Origin of the sequence: Streptomyces sp. NPDC007991 (assembly GCF_042958445.1) — a bacterium.
Lineage (GTDB): Bacteria > Actinomycetota > Actinomycetes > Streptomycetales > Streptomycetaceae > Streptomyces.
Map to the genome: position 1 here is coordinate 488,521 of NZ_JBIBJD010000001.1, position 15,919 is coordinate 504,439.

14 protein-coding genes are annotated in these 15,919 nt (G+C 72.7%); 9 read left to right on the forward strand and 5 right to left on the reverse strand.

Features of this window, described 5'->3' with window-relative positions; all coding sequences use genetic code 11:
• Positions 1 to 87 precede the first annotated feature (87 nt).
• Complete coding sequence (locus tag ACFZDA_RS02035; protein WP_391073446.1) at positions 88 to 972, reverse strand: SIS domain-containing protein; 885 nt, start codon at positions 970 to 972, stop codon at positions 88 to 90.
• Between the two features lie 166 nt (positions 973 to 1,138).
• Between ACFZDA_RS02035 and ACFZDA_RS02040 the strand changes: the two genes are divergently transcribed.
• On the forward strand, positions 1,139 to 1,903 hold the full coding sequence (locus tag ACFZDA_RS02040) for a sugar isomerase domain-containing protein (protein WP_391073448.1): 765 nt from the start codon (positions 1,139 to 1,141) through the stop codon (positions 1,901 to 1,903).
• A 61-nt stretch (positions 1,904 to 1,964) separates the two neighbouring features.
• Here the strand turns inward: ACFZDA_RS02040 and ACFZDA_RS02045 are convergent, their stop codons facing one another.
• Positions 1,965 to 4,340: a SpoIIE family protein phosphatase gene (locus ACFZDA_RS02045; protein ID WP_391073451.1), complete on the reverse strand. Its 2,376-nt coding sequence runs from the start codon at positions 4,338 to 4,340 to the stop codon at positions 1,965 to 1,967.
• Between the two features lie 293 nt (positions 4,341 to 4,633).
• Here ACFZDA_RS02045 and ACFZDA_RS02050 point away from each other — a divergent pair, with 293 nt between their 5' ends.
• The 6 genes from ACFZDA_RS02050 (at position 4,634) to ACFZDA_RS02075 (ending at position 10,955) form a co-directional block, all read left to right on the forward strand.
• Positions 4,634 to 5,644: a substrate-binding domain-containing protein gene (locus ACFZDA_RS02050; RefSeq protein ID WP_391074552.1), complete on the forward strand. Its 1,011-nt coding sequence runs from the start codon at positions 4,634 to 4,636 to the stop codon at positions 5,642 to 5,644.
• Positions 5,645 to 5,667: 23 nt separating this feature from the next.
• Positions 5,668 to 6,225, forward strand: a complete 558-nt coding sequence (locus ACFZDA_RS02055; RefSeq protein ID WP_391073453.1) for an extracellular solute-binding protein — start codon at positions 5,668 to 5,670, stop codon at positions 6,223 to 6,225.
• Between the two features lie 27 nt (positions 6,226 to 6,252).
• Positions 6,253 to 7,017 carry an extracellular solute-binding protein gene (locus tag ACFZDA_RS02060; RefSeq protein WP_391073456.1) on the forward strand — a complete coding sequence of 255 codons (765 nt, stop codon included), beginning with the start codon at positions 6,253 to 6,255 and terminating at the stop codon, positions 7,015 to 7,017.
• An 88-nt stretch (positions 7,018 to 7,105) separates the two neighbouring features.
• Positions 7,106 to 8,044: an ABC transporter permease subunit gene (locus tag ACFZDA_RS02065; RefSeq protein ID WP_391073459.1), complete on the forward strand. Its 939-nt coding sequence runs from the start codon at positions 7,106 to 7,108 to the stop codon at positions 8,042 to 8,044.
• Positions 8,044 to 8,862 (forward strand): ABC transporter permease subunit, encoded by an 819-nt coding sequence (locus ACFZDA_RS02070; protein WP_391073462.1) that lies wholly within the window; start codon positions 8,044 to 8,046, stop codon positions 8,860 to 8,862. The genes ACFZDA_RS02065 and ACFZDA_RS02070 overlap by 1 nt, the downstream gene beginning before the upstream one ends.
• A 29-nt stretch (positions 8,863 to 8,891) precedes the next feature.
• On the forward strand, positions 8,892 to 10,955 hold the full coding sequence (locus tag ACFZDA_RS02075) for a beta-galactosidase (protein ID WP_391073464.1): 2,064 nt from the start codon (positions 8,892 to 8,894) through the stop codon (positions 10,953 to 10,955).
• 8 nt (positions 10,956 to 10,963) lie between these two features.
• Here ACFZDA_RS02075 and ACFZDA_RS02080 read toward each other — a convergent pair whose 3' ends face one another.
• From ACFZDA_RS02080 to ACFZDA_RS02090, 3 genes are read right to left on the reverse strand one after another with little or no spacing between them, the layout of a single operon-like run.
• Complete coding sequence (locus ACFZDA_RS02080) at positions 10,964 to 11,740, reverse strand: FAD:protein FMN transferase (RefSeq protein WP_391073467.1); 777 nt, start codon at positions 11,738 to 11,740, stop codon at positions 10,964 to 10,966.
• A 4-nt stretch (positions 11,741 to 11,744) separates the two neighbouring features.
• Positions 11,745 to 12,155, reverse strand: a complete 411-nt coding sequence (locus ACFZDA_RS02085) for an FMN-binding protein (RefSeq protein ID WP_391073469.1) — start codon at positions 12,153 to 12,155, stop codon at positions 11,745 to 11,747.
• A 19-nt stretch (positions 12,156 to 12,174) separates the two neighbouring features.
• Complete coding sequence (locus ACFZDA_RS02090) at positions 12,175 to 13,461, reverse strand: ferric reductase-like transmembrane domain-containing protein (RefSeq protein WP_391074555.1); 1,287 nt, start codon at positions 13,459 to 13,461, stop codon at positions 12,175 to 12,177.
• 205 nt (positions 13,462 to 13,666) lie between these two features.
• On the opposite strand from ACFZDA_RS02090, the gene ACFZDA_RS02095 reads away from it, so the two are divergent.
• Positions 13,667 to 14,365, forward strand: coding sequence for a response regulator (locus ACFZDA_RS02095; RefSeq protein ID WP_391073472.1), 699 nt, complete (start codon positions 13,667 to 13,669; stop codon positions 14,363 to 14,365).
• Positions 14,362 to 15,849, forward strand: coding sequence for an ATP-binding protein (locus ACFZDA_RS02100; RefSeq protein WP_391073475.1), 1,488 nt, complete (start codon positions 14,362 to 14,364; stop codon positions 15,847 to 15,849). The genes ACFZDA_RS02095 and ACFZDA_RS02100 overlap by 4 nt, the downstream gene beginning before the upstream one ends.
• The last annotated feature ends 70 nt before the right edge of the window (positions 15,850 to 15,919 follow it).

Consider the following 15,919-nt stretch of genomic DNA (forward strand, 5'->3'; position numbering starts at 1 on the left):
GGGGGAGCCCCATCCTGCACCGCAGGAGTGATTCAAACAACCATCTTCACGTCAACTTGGTGGTTCATCCATGCAGGCTCGGCCGGGTCACCTGGCTCGCCGGGACTTCACCGCGTGCTGCGGGGTGATGTGGTCGGTCAGCGCCAGCGAGGCGCTCGCGCGCTGGTACGTGAGCTGGGCGACCCGGACGTACAGGCAGTCGACCAGCATCAGGACGGAGTGCCGGCTGCTGATGCTCTCGGCCCGGAAGCTGGTCTCCGAGGAGGACGAGATGAGCCGGATGTCGGCGGACCTGGACAGCGGCGAGCGCGGGTCGGTGGTCAGGGCGATCGTGGTGGCGCCGCGCTCCTTGGCCGTCTCGAACGGTTCGAGGGTCTCGCGGGTCGCCCCGGAGTGGGAGATGCCGATGGCCACGTCCGCGGGGGTGAGCAGGGCCGCGGAGGTGGCGGCCGCGTGCACCTCGGTCCAGCCGCGGACCGCGCAGCCGATGCGGAACAGCCGGGTCTCCGTCTCCTGGGTCACCGCGCCGCTGCCGCCGACGCCGTACACGTCGATGCGCCGGGCGCGGGCCAGGGCCTGGGCCGCGCGCTCCAGCGCGTCCAGGTCGATCCGGTCGATGGTCTGCTGGATGGCCCGCAGGTCCGCCGTGCCGACGACCTGGACGACCCGTTCGAGGCTGTCGTCCGGGGAGATGTCCGGGCCGATCTCGGCGGTCCCCCAGTCCGACGCCTCGCCCCGGCCGCGCTCCTGGGCCAGTTCGATCAGCAGGTGCTGGTAGGAATCCAGTCCGATGGCCCGGCAGAAACGGGTCACCGTCGCCTGGGAGGTGCCGGTGCGGCGGCCCAGCTCGGCGGCCGAGCAGTGGGTGACGGCGGCCGGATCCTCCAGGATCAGCTCGCCGACCTTCCGCAGGGACCCCGCCAGCCGGGGCAGCTCGGTGCGGATCAGTGTGGTGACGTCCGTGGGCGGCATGGGGAGAAGGTACCAGCCACCCACCGGTGCGCGGATTGAATACCAGGACCCGATCGACGGCGCGAGGGACGGACGGCCCGATTGATGACCGGGGCGCCGTGTGATTTATTGATTCACCGATGGCGAAGTGTAGGGTGAATCAATCCATCAGTGGGGAGTGTGACGCGTGTCCGTCGAGTCTGTGAGCGCCCAGGGGTTCGCGCGGGAGAGCCTCGCCGTCCTCCAGCACGTCATCGAATCCGCCCGGGACGACGTGGCCGCCGCCGCGGACCTGGTCGCCGACTGCGTCCGCGCGGAGGGTGTCGTCCAGGCCTTCGGCACCGGCCACTCGCAGGCCCTCGTCCTCGAACTCGCCGGCCGCGCGGGCGGACTGGTCCCCACCAACCGGCTGAGCATCGCCGACCTCGTCCTCTACGGCGGCGAGGACCCGGCCGTCCTCGACGACCCGCTCCTCGAACGCCGGGCCGGGGTGGCCGCCCGGCTCTACGAGCTGGCCGCCCCGAATCCCCAGGACCTGTTCGTCGTCATCTCCAACTCCGGCGTCAACAACGTCATCGTGGAGATGGCCCTGCACGCCAAGGAGCACGGCCACCGCGTCCTCGCCCTCACCTCCCTCGCCCACACCCGGGCCGTCCCCGCCGCCCATCCCAGCGGCCGGAAGCTGGCCGGCATCGCCGACGTCGTCCTCGACAACGCGGCCCCGCGCGGCGATTCCCTCCTCGAACTCCCCGGCGGCGGCTCGGTCTGCGCCCTGTCCACGCTCACCGGCGTGATGCTGGTCCAGATGACGGTCGCCGAGGCCGCCGGCCGCCTCCTCGCCGCCGGCGAGCGCCCCCCGGTCTACGTCTCGGCCAACGTGCCCGGCGGCTTCGAGGGCAACCTGGAGCTGGAGAAGAAGTACGCGGGCCGCATCCGCCGCACGGCGAGCTGAACCGGCGTCTCCAGGGCGCCGTCCGGGCCCGGGAGGCTTCAGGACGGACGCTTTTGGCCCTTCAGGGCCGGGCGAACTCGAACCACACGATCTTGCCGGTGCTGAGCCGCGCCGCACCCCACCGCATGGCCAGCCGGCTGACCAGGTACAGCCCCCGCCCGTTCTCGTCCGTGGGCCGGGCCCGCCTCAGCCGGGGCAGTTCGGGCGCGTCGTCGCCGATCTCGCAGCGCAGCACATCGGAGCGCAGCAGGCGGAGGGTGACGGGCCGGGAACTGTGACGCACGGCGTTGGTGACGAGCTCGCTGACGAGCAGTTCGACCGAGTCGCCGAGCTCCTCCAGGTTCCAGCGGGACAGGGTGCGGCGGGCCAGCCTGCGGGCCTGGCCGGGGGCGGCGTCCTCCGGCTCCAGGGACCAGTACGCCACGTCGCCGGGCGCGATGCCGTCGAAGCGGGCGGCGAGCAGCGCGATGTCGTCGTCCCGGTCACCGGGACCGACCATGTCGAGGACGTCGTCGCACAGGGTTTCCAGCGCGGGGGGCCGGCCCGGTCCGGCGAGCCGGCCGGTGGCCCCCGCCTTCTCGCGCAGCTGCTCGACGCCCGTCCACACATCGCGCAGCCGGGACTCGACCAGGCCGTCGGTGTAGAGCAGCAGCGTCGCGCCCTCCGGGGCGTCGAGCTCGACCGCCTCGAAGTCGACGCCGCCGACACCGATCGGCGCGCCGGGCGGCATGCGCAGCACCTCGGCCCGGCCGCCCGGGTGGAGCAGGACGGGCGGCGGGTGACCGGCGTTGGCGATGGTGATGCGGTGCGATACCGGGTCGTAGACCGCGTACAGGCAGGTCGCCATGTGCTCGGCGCCGAGGCGCTGGGCCTGTTCGTCGAGGTGGTGCAGGACCTCCTGCGGCGGCAGCCCGAGGCCGGCGAGGGTCTGGGCGGTGGTGCGCAGCTGGCCCATGATGGCGGCCGAGGTCATGGAGTGGCCCATGACGTCGCCGACGACCAGGGCGACCCGGCTGCCCGGCAGCGGGATCGCGTCGTACCAGTCGCCGCCGACCCGGGCCGATTCGGCGGCGGGCAGGTAACGGGCGGCGAGACGGATGCCGGGCGGGCTGGGCAGGGTCTCGGGCAGCATCGTGCGCTGGAGTTCGTCGGCTATGTGGGCCTCGCGGCCGTAGAGCACGGCCTTGTCGATGCCGAGGGCGCTGTGGGTGGCGAGCTGTGCGGCGACGAGGAGGTCGTTGATCTCGAAGGGACTGCTCTCGGGGCGGCGCAGGAACAGGGCCGTGCCGATGACGCGGCGCCGGCCGCGCAGCGGGGCGAGGATCGCGCGCTGTCCGTCCGGGAGGGCGAACGCGTCGCCGCCGCCGGTCAGTTCGGCGAGCGCGCCACGGCCGGCCGGGGAGTCGGTGAACACCGGGCGTACGCCCCGCAGCACCTCGGCGAGATCGCTGCCCGGCCGGACCTCGCACAGGCCGGGGGCGGGCACGGCCGGCTCGGGGGACGGGGAGGCGCCGGTGTCCCCCTCCGCCGGGGCGCGGTCGAACCGGTGCGGCCGCAGGACCAGCGGACCGGTGGGCCGCTCGTCGCCGACCGGCAGGGGATCGCGCAGACAGACCAGGATCCCGTCCGAGAAACTCGGCAGGACGGCCCGGCACAGCCCCGCCACGATCTCGTCCAGATCCATGGCCCGGCTGATCCGCCGCGTCGCGGCGCCCACGAACCGCAGCCGGTCCGCGTCCTGCCGCATCGGTCCGGCGGCGGCCCGCGAGACCGGGGGCGGCGGGAGCGCCGCCGGCCGCGGCACCGGCGGGGTCCGGCGCACGCCGAGCGCGGCGTGCGCCGACAGCTCGCCGAGCACCTGCCGGTCCCGGGCACGGAAGACGTCCCGGTCGGGGCGGCGCAGGAACAGGGCGGCCCCCACCGTGCCGTCGGGGCCGGCCAGGGGGACGAGGAGCACCCGGTCCCCGTGCGGCACTTGGCAGTCCGGCCCCAGCAACTCGCGCAGGGCCGGTTCGAGATCGCCCGAGTCCCTGCCCAGCGCCTCACCGGCGTCCAGGACCTTCGCCAGGACACCGGAGGGCGCCATCGCGACGGTGACCGGCGCCGCCCCGTCCAGCACCCCGCGCAGCCCGTCCTGGGACCCGGGATGCCACTGTGCACCGGTGTCGTAGGCCGGGCCGTCCGCCCGGGACGAGGCCGGGCCGGAGGGCTGGGCGGGGATGGGGGAACGGCACAACCCCGTCCCGCACAGGCGCAGTTGCGCGTCAAAGGCCGTCGGGGCCGTGGTGCCCGGCGCCGCGTCGAGGTACACGACGAGGGCGTCCGCGATGGACGGCACCGTCGCCCCGCAGAGTTCCTCCAGTACCTGCGCCGGATGTTCGGCGCGCGCGACGCGACGGACCGCGTGGGTGAGAAAGTGCTTGGGGTCGGGCCGCATCGCCCACATCCTGCGCGAGGCCCCGGGTTCTGTCCAGCCGCGTACGGCAGCCGTTGCGGAAGCCCCACACCCTGAGCCCCGTGCGCCGGGAAATCGGCTCCGTCCGCCCCATTGACGGGGCGGTGGGGCGCCCCGACACTGGCATGACTGCGTAGTCATACCCGGACCGTTCCTCCATGGTGCCGTCTCTGACTACGTAGTCCACGCCCTTTTTCGCCCTGGGAGCCCACATGACCACGAACGGAGCCGCAGGTCACCCGCCCATCGGCGGGCGCCGGCGGCGTGGCCCCGGGATGACCGAGGTCGCACGGGTCGCCGGGGTGTCGCAGAAGACCGTGTCGCGGGTCGTCAACGGCGAACCGCACGTCAGCCCCGAGGTGCGCGACCGCGTCCTGAGGGCCATCCGCGACCTGGACTACCGTCCCAACACCGCCGCCCGGGCCCTGCTCCTCGGCCGCTACCGCCGGATCGGCGTGGTCTCGCTGGGCAGTTCGCTCTACGGCCCCTCGACCCTGCTCATCGCCCTGGAGCGGGCGATGCAGCGCGCCGGGTACTCCGTCGCCCTGGCCGGCACCCTGGAAGGGCAGAAGGTCTCGGCCGCCGTGGACGCGCTGCTGGAACAGGGCGTGGACGGGATCGTGCTGTCCGAGCCCATCGACGACGGCACGCCGCTCAGACCGATCGCCGACGTGCCGGTGGTCAGCCTCGGCGAGGGCGTGGAGCTGACGCCCGGCACGAGCGCCGTGGTCGGCGCCGACGGTGTCGCTGCGGCCCGGATGGCCACCGAGCACCTGCTCTCCCTGGGTCACCGCACCGTCTGGCACCTGCCCGGACCGCAGGACTGGTGGGCCGCCCGCGACCGCCTGCGCGGCTGGCGTGAGGCCCTCGCCGCCGCCGGCGCACCCGAACCGCCCCTGCCGTCACCGGGCGACTGGAGCCCGGCATCCGGCTACGCCGCCGGACGGCAGCTCGCTCAACTCTCCGACGTCACGGCCGTGTTCGCCGCCAACGACGACATGGCCATCGGCGCCCTGCGCGCGTTCGCCGACGCGGGCCGCGCCGTCCCCGGCGAGGTGAGCGTCGTCGGCTATGACGACATCCCCACCGCCGCCTACCTCTTCCCGCCGCTGACCACCGTCCGGCAGAACTTCGCCGCCGTCGCCGACCGCGCCGTCGACGTACTGATCGCCCTGATCGAGGGCCGCCCCGCCCCGGCCGAACAACCCGGCCGGGCCGTCGAGTTGATCGTACGGGCCTCCACCGGGCCGGTATGCGACCAGGGCCCGACGCACCCCCGACCGTAGCCGCACCACGTGAGGAGTCACGTGTGTACACCTCCATGCCCCCCAGCCCTCCGACCCGCCGCGCCCTGCTGCGCGGTGCCCTCGGCCTCGGTGCGGCCGCCGCGCTGTCCGCCTGCGGCGGCGCCGGTACCACGCCCCGCACCTCCGGCGACGTCACCCTCTCCCTGTGGACCCACGACCCGGGCTATGAGGACTTCTTCGTCAAGGGCGTCCCCGAGGCCGACCGCGCCACCGACTTCCGCTACCACCTGAAGGTGACCCGCTCCGGCCCCGCGGACATCGTCACCAAGCTGCTCGCCCAGGCCGTCGCCGGACGCGGCACACCCGACCTGGTGGGTTTCGAGATCGGCAGCTTCCCGCGCCTGCTGCGCGGCGACATCTCCGAACGGCTGCTGCACGACTTCACCCCCGACATCGAGGCCGTCCCCGGCCTCAAGGACGACCTGCTGCCGGCCCGCACCGCCCCCTTCAGCAAGGACGGCCGCGTCTACGCCTTCGACTCGGACACCCCGATGGTCGTCTACTTCTACCGCGACGACCTCTTCGACCGGTACAAGATCCCCGCTGACGTCGGCACCTAAGAGGAGTTCGCCGGCACCGGCGCCCGGGTGTACCGGGACCACCGCGCCTCGCTGTGCGTCGTCTCCACGGTGGGCAGCGACCCCGGCCAGGTCGTGCAGTCCTTCCAGATGCTGCTCTACCAGCGCGGCGGCGCGTTCTTCGACGCCGACGGGACGCTGCTCCTGGACTCGCCGGAGGCCGAGGAGGTGCTGCGGTTCCTGTGCGACGGTCTGCGCAGCGGCTTCGTCGTCGACGTCGCCGACTACTACGGGGCCGCCATGCAGACCGCCCTGAAGCAGGGCCGGGTCATCGGCCTGCCCATGGCCATCTGGTACAAGAACTACGGCCTGGTGCCCAACGTGCCCGAGCAGAAGGGCAAATGGCGGGTGCGCGACCTGCCCCGGTTCACCCAGGGCGGCGGGGTGACCGCCGCGCTCGGCGGCACCGGCTTCGGCGTCGTCAAGGACAAGGCCAACACCCGCGCGGCCACCGAGTTCCTCTTCAGGACCTGGCTCACCCACGACGGCCAGGTCCGCCGCTTCACCGAGACCGGCTATCTGCCCACCCGCCGGTCCGTCTACGACGATCCGCGCCTGGGCGGCTACACGGACGACTTCTGCGGCGGGCAGCGGCTCTTCCGCCTCTACCGCGACCTGCTGCCGGACGTACCGCCGTTCCACCAGAGCCCCGACCAGTCGATCCTCTACGACGTCCTCGCCGGCAACCTGCTGCGCGCCTACCGCGGGGCTGTCTCGCCGCGGGAGGCGCTGCGGCAGACCGCGGCGGACTTCCATGACCAGGCCGGGCGGTAATGCGGCCGCGGCGCCGCTGTGGCGTGTCGCGCAGTTCCCCGCGCCCCTGAGGGCGCTGCCGAACCCGGCGGATCAGGAGTAACCCACCATGACCACCACCGTTGCCGGGCCGCCCGGCACCGCACGCACGCACAACGCCCCGGGCCGGGAAGAACACCGCCCCCGCACGTCCTGGGCCCCCTACCTCTTCATCTCACCCTTCTACCTCCTCTACGCCCTGTTCATGCTGGTCCCGGTCGGCGCCTCGCTGTGGCTCAGCCTCACCGAGTGGGTGGGGCTCGGCGGCCCGCACTGGGTGGGGCTGCGCAACTACCGGCTCCTCGCCACCGACATCAGCTTCCACCGGGCCCTCGGCAACACCGCCGTGTTCGTGCTGGTCGCGGTGTGCGCCGTCGTACCGCTGGCGCTGCTGATCGCGCAGGCCCTCAACACCCGGGGCCTGCGCGTGCGGGACCTGTGGCGCACCGCCTACTTCGTGCCGATGGTGGTCTCGCCCATCCTCGTCGCCCTCGTCTTCGGCCTGGTCTTCGACCGGCAGTTCGGGCTCGCCAACGCGCTGCTGCGCGCCCTGTTCGGCACCGGCGGCGTCGACTGGCTCGGCGATCCGAGCATGGCCAGGGTGAGCATCGCCCTGGTGATGCTGTGGCGCTGGACCGGCTACCTCACCGTGTTCTTCCTCGCCGGACTCCAGAACGTGCCCCGGGAGCTGTACGAGGCCGCCGCCCTCGACGGGGCCGGGCGGCTGCGCACCTTCGCCACCGTCACCCTGCCGGCGCTGAAGCCGGTGACGGCGTTCGTCGTCGTCACGTCCTTCATCGGGGCGGCCCAGATCTTCGAGGAGCCCTACCTGCTGACCGGCGGCGGACCGGCCGAGTCCACCCTGTCCGTGACCATGTTCATCTACCGGGCGGCCTTCCAGCGCCAGCAGTTCGGCTACGCCGCCGCCGCGGCCGTCGTCCTCTTCGTCCTCGTCTTCGGCCTCAGCCGGCTCTTCAACCGTCTCCTCGGCATCGGGAGGGCCGCCTGATGACCCGCACCCGCATACCTCTCTACGGCGCACTGGTCCTGCTGCTCCTGGGCTTCCTCGCCCCGCTGCTGTGGGCGCTGAGCGGCTCGTTCAAACCGCGCGGCGACATCTTCGGCTACCCGCCGAGGCTCGTCCCCGACCCGTTCACCCTCGACAACTACCGCACCCTGCTCACCGACCAGCCCTTCGGCCGCTGGTTCCTGATGAGCACGGTCGTCGCCGTCGTCGCCACCACCGTGTCCGTCTTCGTGTGCGCGCTGGCCGGCTACGGCTTCGCCAAGTTCCGCTTCGCCGGGAAGCGGCTGCTGTTCAACGTGATGTTCAGCTCGCTGTCGATCCCGTTCGCGGTGATCCTCGTGCCGCTGTTCGTGATCCTCGTCAAGACCGGGCTCGGCAGCCCGTGGTTCGCGCTGATCGTGCCCTGGGTGGCGCCCGCGTTCGGGATCTTCATGATGCAGCAGTACATCGTGCAGTCGATCCCGGACTCGGTGCTGGAGGCCGCCCGGATCGACGGCGCGAGCGAGTTCGGCATCTTCCGGACCATCGTCCTGCCGCTGCTGCGGCCCGCGCTGGGCGCCCTGGCCGTCTGGCAGTTCCTCCAGAGCTACAACAGCTTCCTGTGGCCGCTGGTGCTGGTCTCCGACAGCTCCCAGTACACCCTGCCGCTCGGCCTGCAGACCCTGTTCGTGTCGGAGCAACGGCAGTACGACCTCGTGCTCGCCGGGGCCGTCCTCGCCGTCCTGCCCGCCGTCGCCCTCTTCGTGCTGCTGCGCAAACAGCTCCTCGAAGGCCTGTCCACGGGCGCGGTCAAGGGCTGAACCACCGTCACCTCACTTGAAGGAGAACCATGTTCGAGCTGCCCCGACGCGTCCTGTACGGTGCCGCGTACTACCACGAGTACCAGCCGTACGAGCGCCTCAAGGACGACCTCGACCTGATGGCCGAGGCCCGCTTCTCGGTGATCCGGGTCGGCGAGTCCGTCTGGTCCACCTGGGAGCCCGAGAACGGCCGCTTCGACCTCGACTGGCTCCAGCCGGTCCTGGACGGCGCCCACGAGCGCGGCATCTCGGTCATCCTCGGCACGCCCACGTACGCGGTACCGCCCTGGCTGGCCCGGCAGTACCCGGAGATCGCGGGGGAGCGCCGCACCGGCGAGCGCATCGGCTGGGGCGCCCGGCAGGAGGTCGACTTCACCCACCCGGCCTTCCGCTTCCACGCCGAGCGGATCATCCGCAAGGTCGTCGGCCGGTACGCCGGCCACCCGGCGGTCATCGGCTACCAGGTCGACAACGAACCCGGCCTGCACCTCTTCCACAACCACGGCGTCTTCCAGCGCTTCACCGACGAACTGCGCGAGCGGTACGGCGACGTGGAGACCCTCAACCGCGAATGGGGCCTGGTCTACTGGTCGCACCGGCTGTCCACCTGGGCCGACCTGTGGACCCCGGACGGCAACGCCCAGCCGCAGTACGACCTGGCCTGGCGGCGCTTCCAGGCCCGGCTCACCACCGAGTTCATCGCCTGGCAGGCGGACATCGTCCGCGAGTACGCCCGGCCCGGCCAGTTCGTCACGACCTGCATCTCCTACGACCGGCAGGGCGTCGAGGACGACCGGCTCACCGAGCACCTCGACGTCACCGCGGGCAACCCGTACTACACGATGCAGGACGCCCTCGCCCTGCCCGACACCGGCGCTCCCGGGCAGAACTGGACGACCAACGGCACCTGGGCGCTGTACCGCAGCGCCGACCGCATGTACTCCTCCCGCCAGGAGCCGTTCCTGGTCACCGAGACCAACGCGCAGGCCATCAGCGGGCCGTGGGACAACCGCCCCGCCTACGACGGCCAGTGGCGGCAGGCGGCCTGGGCGCTGATCTCCCGGGGCGCCTCGATGATCGAGTACTGGCACTGGCACACCCTGCACTTCGGCACCGAGACCTACTGGGGCGGCATCCTCCCGCACCACGGGCAACCCGGCCGTGTCTACCGTGAACTCGCGTCGCTCGGAGGGGAGTTGGAGAAGGCCGGTGATCTGGTCGCGTCCCTCACCCCGGACTCGGACGTGGCCTTCCTCTACGACGGGCCCAGCAAATGGGCGCTCCAGGGCCAGCCGCCGCTCGCCGACGCCGCCGGAGGACCGGACGGGCGGTCGTACGAGAGGATCTTCGACGCCTTCTACCGCGGTGCCTTCGACGCGGGCCTCCAGGCGCGGATCCTGCACCCCGGTCAGCTCCCGGACGCCGACCTGCCGCCGCTCCTGGTCGTCCCCGCCTACTATGCCGCCGACGACAGCGTCCTGGACCGGCTCCGCGCCTACGCCGAGGCCGGCGGCCATCTCGTGCTCGGGCCCCGTACCGGCTACGGCGACACCGAGGCCCGCGCCCGCACCGACCTCCAGCCGGGGCGGCTTGCCGAGGCGGCCGGGGTGACGTACGACGAGTTCAGCAACCTGGGCGACCCGCTGCCGGTCACCGGCACGGACTCCCTCCCGCTCCCCGCCGACGCGCACGCCCTGCACTGGGCGGACGGTCTGCTGCCGCGGGGCGCGCAGACCCTGGCGGCGTACGTGCATCCGCACTTCGGACGCTGGCCCGCGGTCACCACGCACCGACACGGCGCCGGACGCATCACCTACGTCGGCACGGTCCCCGACCCCGTCCTCGCCCGGGCCCTGTTCGACCGGTACGTCCCGCAGGGCGCCTGGCGCCCCGCCCACCCGAGCGTCACGGCCACCTCGGCGACCGCCCGGGACGGCCGCCGCGTGCGCTTCCTGCACAACTGGTCGTGGCGGGAGGTGTCGGTGCCGGTGCCCACCGCCCTGCGGGACGTGCTGTCGGACACCGTGTACGGCGACGCGGTACCGCTCGGGCCGTGGGACGTGAAGGTGCTGCTGGAGGAACCGGTTCGGTAGCAACGGCGCTATGTCTTCGGCGCTATGTCCGGTGCTTCGTGCGCGGCTTGTGCCGCGGCGACGGACCCCGCCCCCGCCCCCGGAAACCCCGGGCTCCGGAGCACGCGTCGGTGCGCGTCCACCGCGAACACCTCGCAGTTCTCGCGGGCCGCCGCCCACTCGACGCCCTGGGCGCCCAGGGCGAACGCCGCTGTGGCGACCGTGTCCGCCTCGGTCAGGGTGGGGGCCACGACGGTCATGCTGATCAGGTCCGTCGCCGGGCGGCCCGTGCGGGCGTCGAGGATGTGGTCGCCGCGCTCATAGCGGGCGGAGGTCGCGACGGCCCGGTCCGTGACGTCCAGGACCGTGCAGAGCCGGTCGGCGTGTTCGGGGTGGCGTACGCCGACGCGCCAGGGGCCGCCGGAGGCGAGCACGTCGCCGCCCGCGTTGAGGCAGAAGCGCCGCGCCCCGGCCGCCGACAGCAGCTCCGCTCCCTTCTGCACCGACCAGCCCTTCACCACGGCGCAGGGGTCGAGGCCGCGGCCGGGCAGCCGCACGTCGAAGGCGCCCCCGGTCGCGATCCGGTACTCCTCGCACAGGGCCAGGACCTCGCGGAGCGCCGGGCCGGGGGTCGCGATCTCGCCCCGGTCCAGGCGTGACACCTCGCTGTCCGGGCGGAACGGGCTGAACCGCGCGTCGACCTCGCGCAGCCAGGCGAAGAACCCGTCCACCGGCGCCTCGGGGAAGTCCTCGTCGTCGATCCGTACCGACACCGGGAATCCCATGACGTGCTCGACGCGCCGCACGCCGTCAGCCCCTCGCGTCGATCGCGGCCTGGAGCGACTCCTTGTAGCCGTCGCTGGTGATCGTGGCGCCGGACACCGTGTCGATGTCGGCGCTCTGCGCCTGGAGCGTCTCCTCGATCAGTTTCGGCACGGCGGCCCTGGTCTGCGGATGGTTCGGCTGCCGCAGCATCCGCACCGAGGCGATCTCGTCGCCGGAGAAGGTGACTTCGACCTGCACCGGACCCTTCTCGGTGTCGAGCGTCGAGCCCGACACGACCGTGGTCGTGGTGCCGCCCGAGGAGGAGACCGAGGGCGTCGACGCGGGCGCCGCGGCCTGCGTGGCGGACGACGACCCGGTGTCGTGCGACGGCGCGTACCGCCAGAGAGGGATCAGGCCCGCGACGCTCAGGGCGAGGACGGGTATGGCTCGCTTCACGGTGTTCTCCCCGTTCCCGTCAGCCGGCCAGGCTGAAGCGCTCGAAGTGGGTCTGCGTCCGGGGCACGCCGAGCTCGCGCAGGCTGCCGAGCACCGCGTTCATCATCGGCGGCGGGCCGCACAGGTAGACGTCCCGGTCGGTGATGTCCGGCACCAGGCGGGCCAGCTCCCGCGGCGCCAGCCGGTCCGGTACCGGCGGGCCGGTCACCAGGTGCAGTTCGGCCCCCTTGGCGCGCGCGAGTTCGCGCAGTTCGTCGTAGAGGACGGCGTCCCGGTCCGTGGCCACCCGGTAGATCACGACCGCGTGGCCGTGCAGCTCCTCCAGCAGGGCCCGGATCGGGGTGACACCGACGCCACCGGCGATCAGCAGGGCGTCCGGGCGGGTGCGGTGCAAGGTGGTGAAGGCGCCGTAGGGGCCCTCGGCGAACACCCGCGTGCCGACCTTCAGGTGGCGCAGGGCCGCGCTGCCGTCGCCCGCGCGCTTGACGGTCAGGCGCAGGGTGCGGCCGTCCGGCGCGGCGGACAGCGAGAACGGGTTGGCCTGCCACCAGCGGTCCCTCGTCAGGAACCGCCACAGGAAGAACTGCCCGGCCCGGGCGGGCAGCCGGTCCAGGTCGCGGCCCGTGATGTAGACCGAGACCACGTCGTCGTTCTCCGGGACGACGGCCGTGACCCGCAGTCGGTGGCGGAGGTTGCGCCACAGCGGCAGCACCAGCCGGCCCGTGAACACCGCGGCGAGGGCCACGCCCCACACGGCGTACCAGTACGTCTTCGCCGCCGCCGACGAGCTGAACGTCGTGCCCGCCGCGACCTGGTGCGTGAACGCCAGCACCACCGCGACATAGGTGTACAGGTGGATGAAATGCCAGGTCTCGTACGCCAGCCGGCGCCGGGCGGAGCGGGCCGAGACCACGCCGACCACGATGAGGACCGCCAGGGCGGTGATCGCGCGCAGCACGCCCTCGACGGTCTCCGCGAGGTCCACCAGCTGGTTCACCGGGTCCAGGGACGAGGACTGCGCGTAGCCGAAGACGATGAACACGGCGTGCGCCAGCAGCAGCCACAGCACCGAGAAGCCCGTCCAGCGGTGCCAGGACGTCAGCCGGTCCATGCCGATCCGCCGGTCGAACCACGGCAGCCGCGCCACCAGCAGCAACTGGAACGCCATGAGCAGCGCCCCGTACAGCCCCGCCAGCCGCCCCAGCACGATCAGCGTGTTCGAGGCGAAACCGGCCTGGACGAAGAAGACGGTCACCACGACCGCGTTGGCCAGCAGCACCGCGTACAGGCCGGTGCGGCCCACCACGGTGGGGCGTACACCCGGGCGGGGCGCGGCGGGGCGTTGTTGGAGGGTCGTCACGATCGGCAGCTCCTTGATCGGATCCTGGGATACGAGCTTGTCGCGGGGGAGCTGTCGGAATCCTGTCGCTCAACTTTCAAGTGTTTATCGATCCGGCGGCCAAGGCCCCGGCGCCTATGGCGGCACGGGACACGTGCAGCACTATGAGCGGGTGGAAAAAGTACGACTCCTCGTCGTCGACGACGACCCGCCCATCGCCGACCTCGTCGCGACCGTCGCCCGCTACGAGGGCTGGGAGGCGGTCACCGCGTACTCCGGCGAGGACGCGCTCCAGCGGGCCGCCGAGTTCCAGCCGGACATCGTGGTGCTCGACCTGATGCTGCCCGGCGTCGACGGCTTCGGCGTCCTGGACCGGCTGCGGGCCTCCGGCACGATGGTGCCGGTGGTGTTCCTCACCGCGCGCGACGGCGTCGCCGACCGGGTCGCGGGCCTGACCCGGGGCGGCGACGACTACCTGGTCAAGCCGTTCGCCGTGGAGGAGCTGATGGCCCGGCTGCGGACCGTGCTGCGGCGCAGCGCCGGGCCCGCCTTCCAGCGGTCCGTGCTCCAGGTCGGCGACCTGACCATGGACGAGGACACCCGCGAGGTGCGGCGCGGCGAGAAGCTGCTGTCGCTGACCCCGACCGAGTACGAGGTGCTGCGCTACCTGATGCGCAAGTCGCCCACCGTGCTCACCAAGGCGCAGATCCTCGACCACGTGTGGGAGTACGGCTTCGGCGGCCGTTCCAACGTCGTCGAGCTGGTCATCAGCCGGCTGCGCCGCAAGCTCGACGAGACGGACGACGGCGGCGCACCGCTGATCCACACCGTGCGGGGATTCGGGTACGTCCTGCGGCAGGCCTCCGAGTGATCGCCCGGCTGCGGCGGGCCTACCGCGGGATGCGCCTGGGCACCCGGCTCGCCCTGGGCCTCGGCGCCCTCGCGCTGGTCGTGTTCGCCGTCGTCGGCACGGCCCTGACCACGTACATGCGCGACTACCTGTCGGCCCAGCTCGACACCCAGCTGGCGCAGGCCCAGATCGCCCAGTCCAAGAGCATCGCGGACTACGGCACGCTGACGGGCAAGAAGTACTACAGCTGGTTCTACGCCGTGTACGACGTCTCCAACGGCACGCCCGAGCTGCGCAGGCCCGAGGACCCCGCCGACCTGCCGAAGGACGTCGACGACTTCACCGCCCTGGCCTCGGCGCAGACCACCGCGCACACCGAACTCCTGCGCACCGAGCACCTCAGGGGCGCGGGCACCTACCGGCTGCGCGCCTGCGAGGTCGAGCCCGGGGTGGTCCTGGTGAGCGCCGCGCCCATGGAGGACCTCGAGGACACCGTCGGGCAGCTCATCACCATCCAGGTCGTCACCTTCGCGCTCGCGCTGCTCGCGCTGGTGGTCTTCGGCCGCCACATGCTGCGCCGCGGGCTGAAGCCGCTCAGCGACATGGCGTCCACCGCGCACGGCATCGCCTCGCACGACCTGACCGAGTCGGCGGCCCGGCTGCCGCTGCGCGCCGACGGCCGGGACGGCGGCCCGGAGGTGGACGAGCTGCGCACCGCCTTCAACACGATGCTGGAGCACATCGACGACTCCCTCGCCGTGCGCGCGCAGGCCGAACAGCGGCTGCGCCGGTTCGTCGCCGACGCCTCCCACGAACTGCGCACCCCGCTGATGTCGGTACGCGGCTACGCCGACCTCTTCCAGTACGCCGCCGCCAACGCCCCCGAGGAACGCGACCGGCACCTGGCCCGGCTGCGCGCCGAGGCCGCCCGCATGGGCATCCTCCTGGACGACCTGCTGCTGCTCGCCCGGCTGGACGCGGCGGAGGTGGAGGCGCCGCTGCGGCTGGAGGACGCCGACCTCACGGAGCTGGTCCGGCAGGCCGCCGACGCCTTCCGGGCCGGCCGGCCGGACCACCCGCTGACGGTGACCACCGGTCCGCAGGCCCTCACGGTGCGCCTGGACCCCCAGCGCGTCCGGCAGGTCCTGGACAACCTGCTCGCCAACGCCGCCGTGCACACCCCGCCCGGCACCCCGGTCTCGGTGGACGTCGCCGTCGCCTCCCACGCCGCCCTGGTCCGGATCGCCGACGCGGGGCCCGGTATCCCGCCCGAGGACCAGGAGCGCGTCTTCGACCGCTTCTACCGCGTCGACAAGGCCCGCAGCCGCAGCCGCGACCGCGGCGGCAGCGGCCTCGGCCTGGCGGTCGCCCAGTCCCTGGTCCGGGCCCACGGCGGCCGTATCGAGCTGAACAGCGAACCGGGGGCGACGGTGTTCACCGTACGGCTGCCGCTTTCCGGGGCGGGGGTTCCGGCCGCCCGGGGGCCGGAAACGACCTCCGTCTAGACTCGACCGGCGACAGCCCGTACCACCAGCCGTGCACGACCATGGCCAACGTCTCCGCCAACCGAAGGGC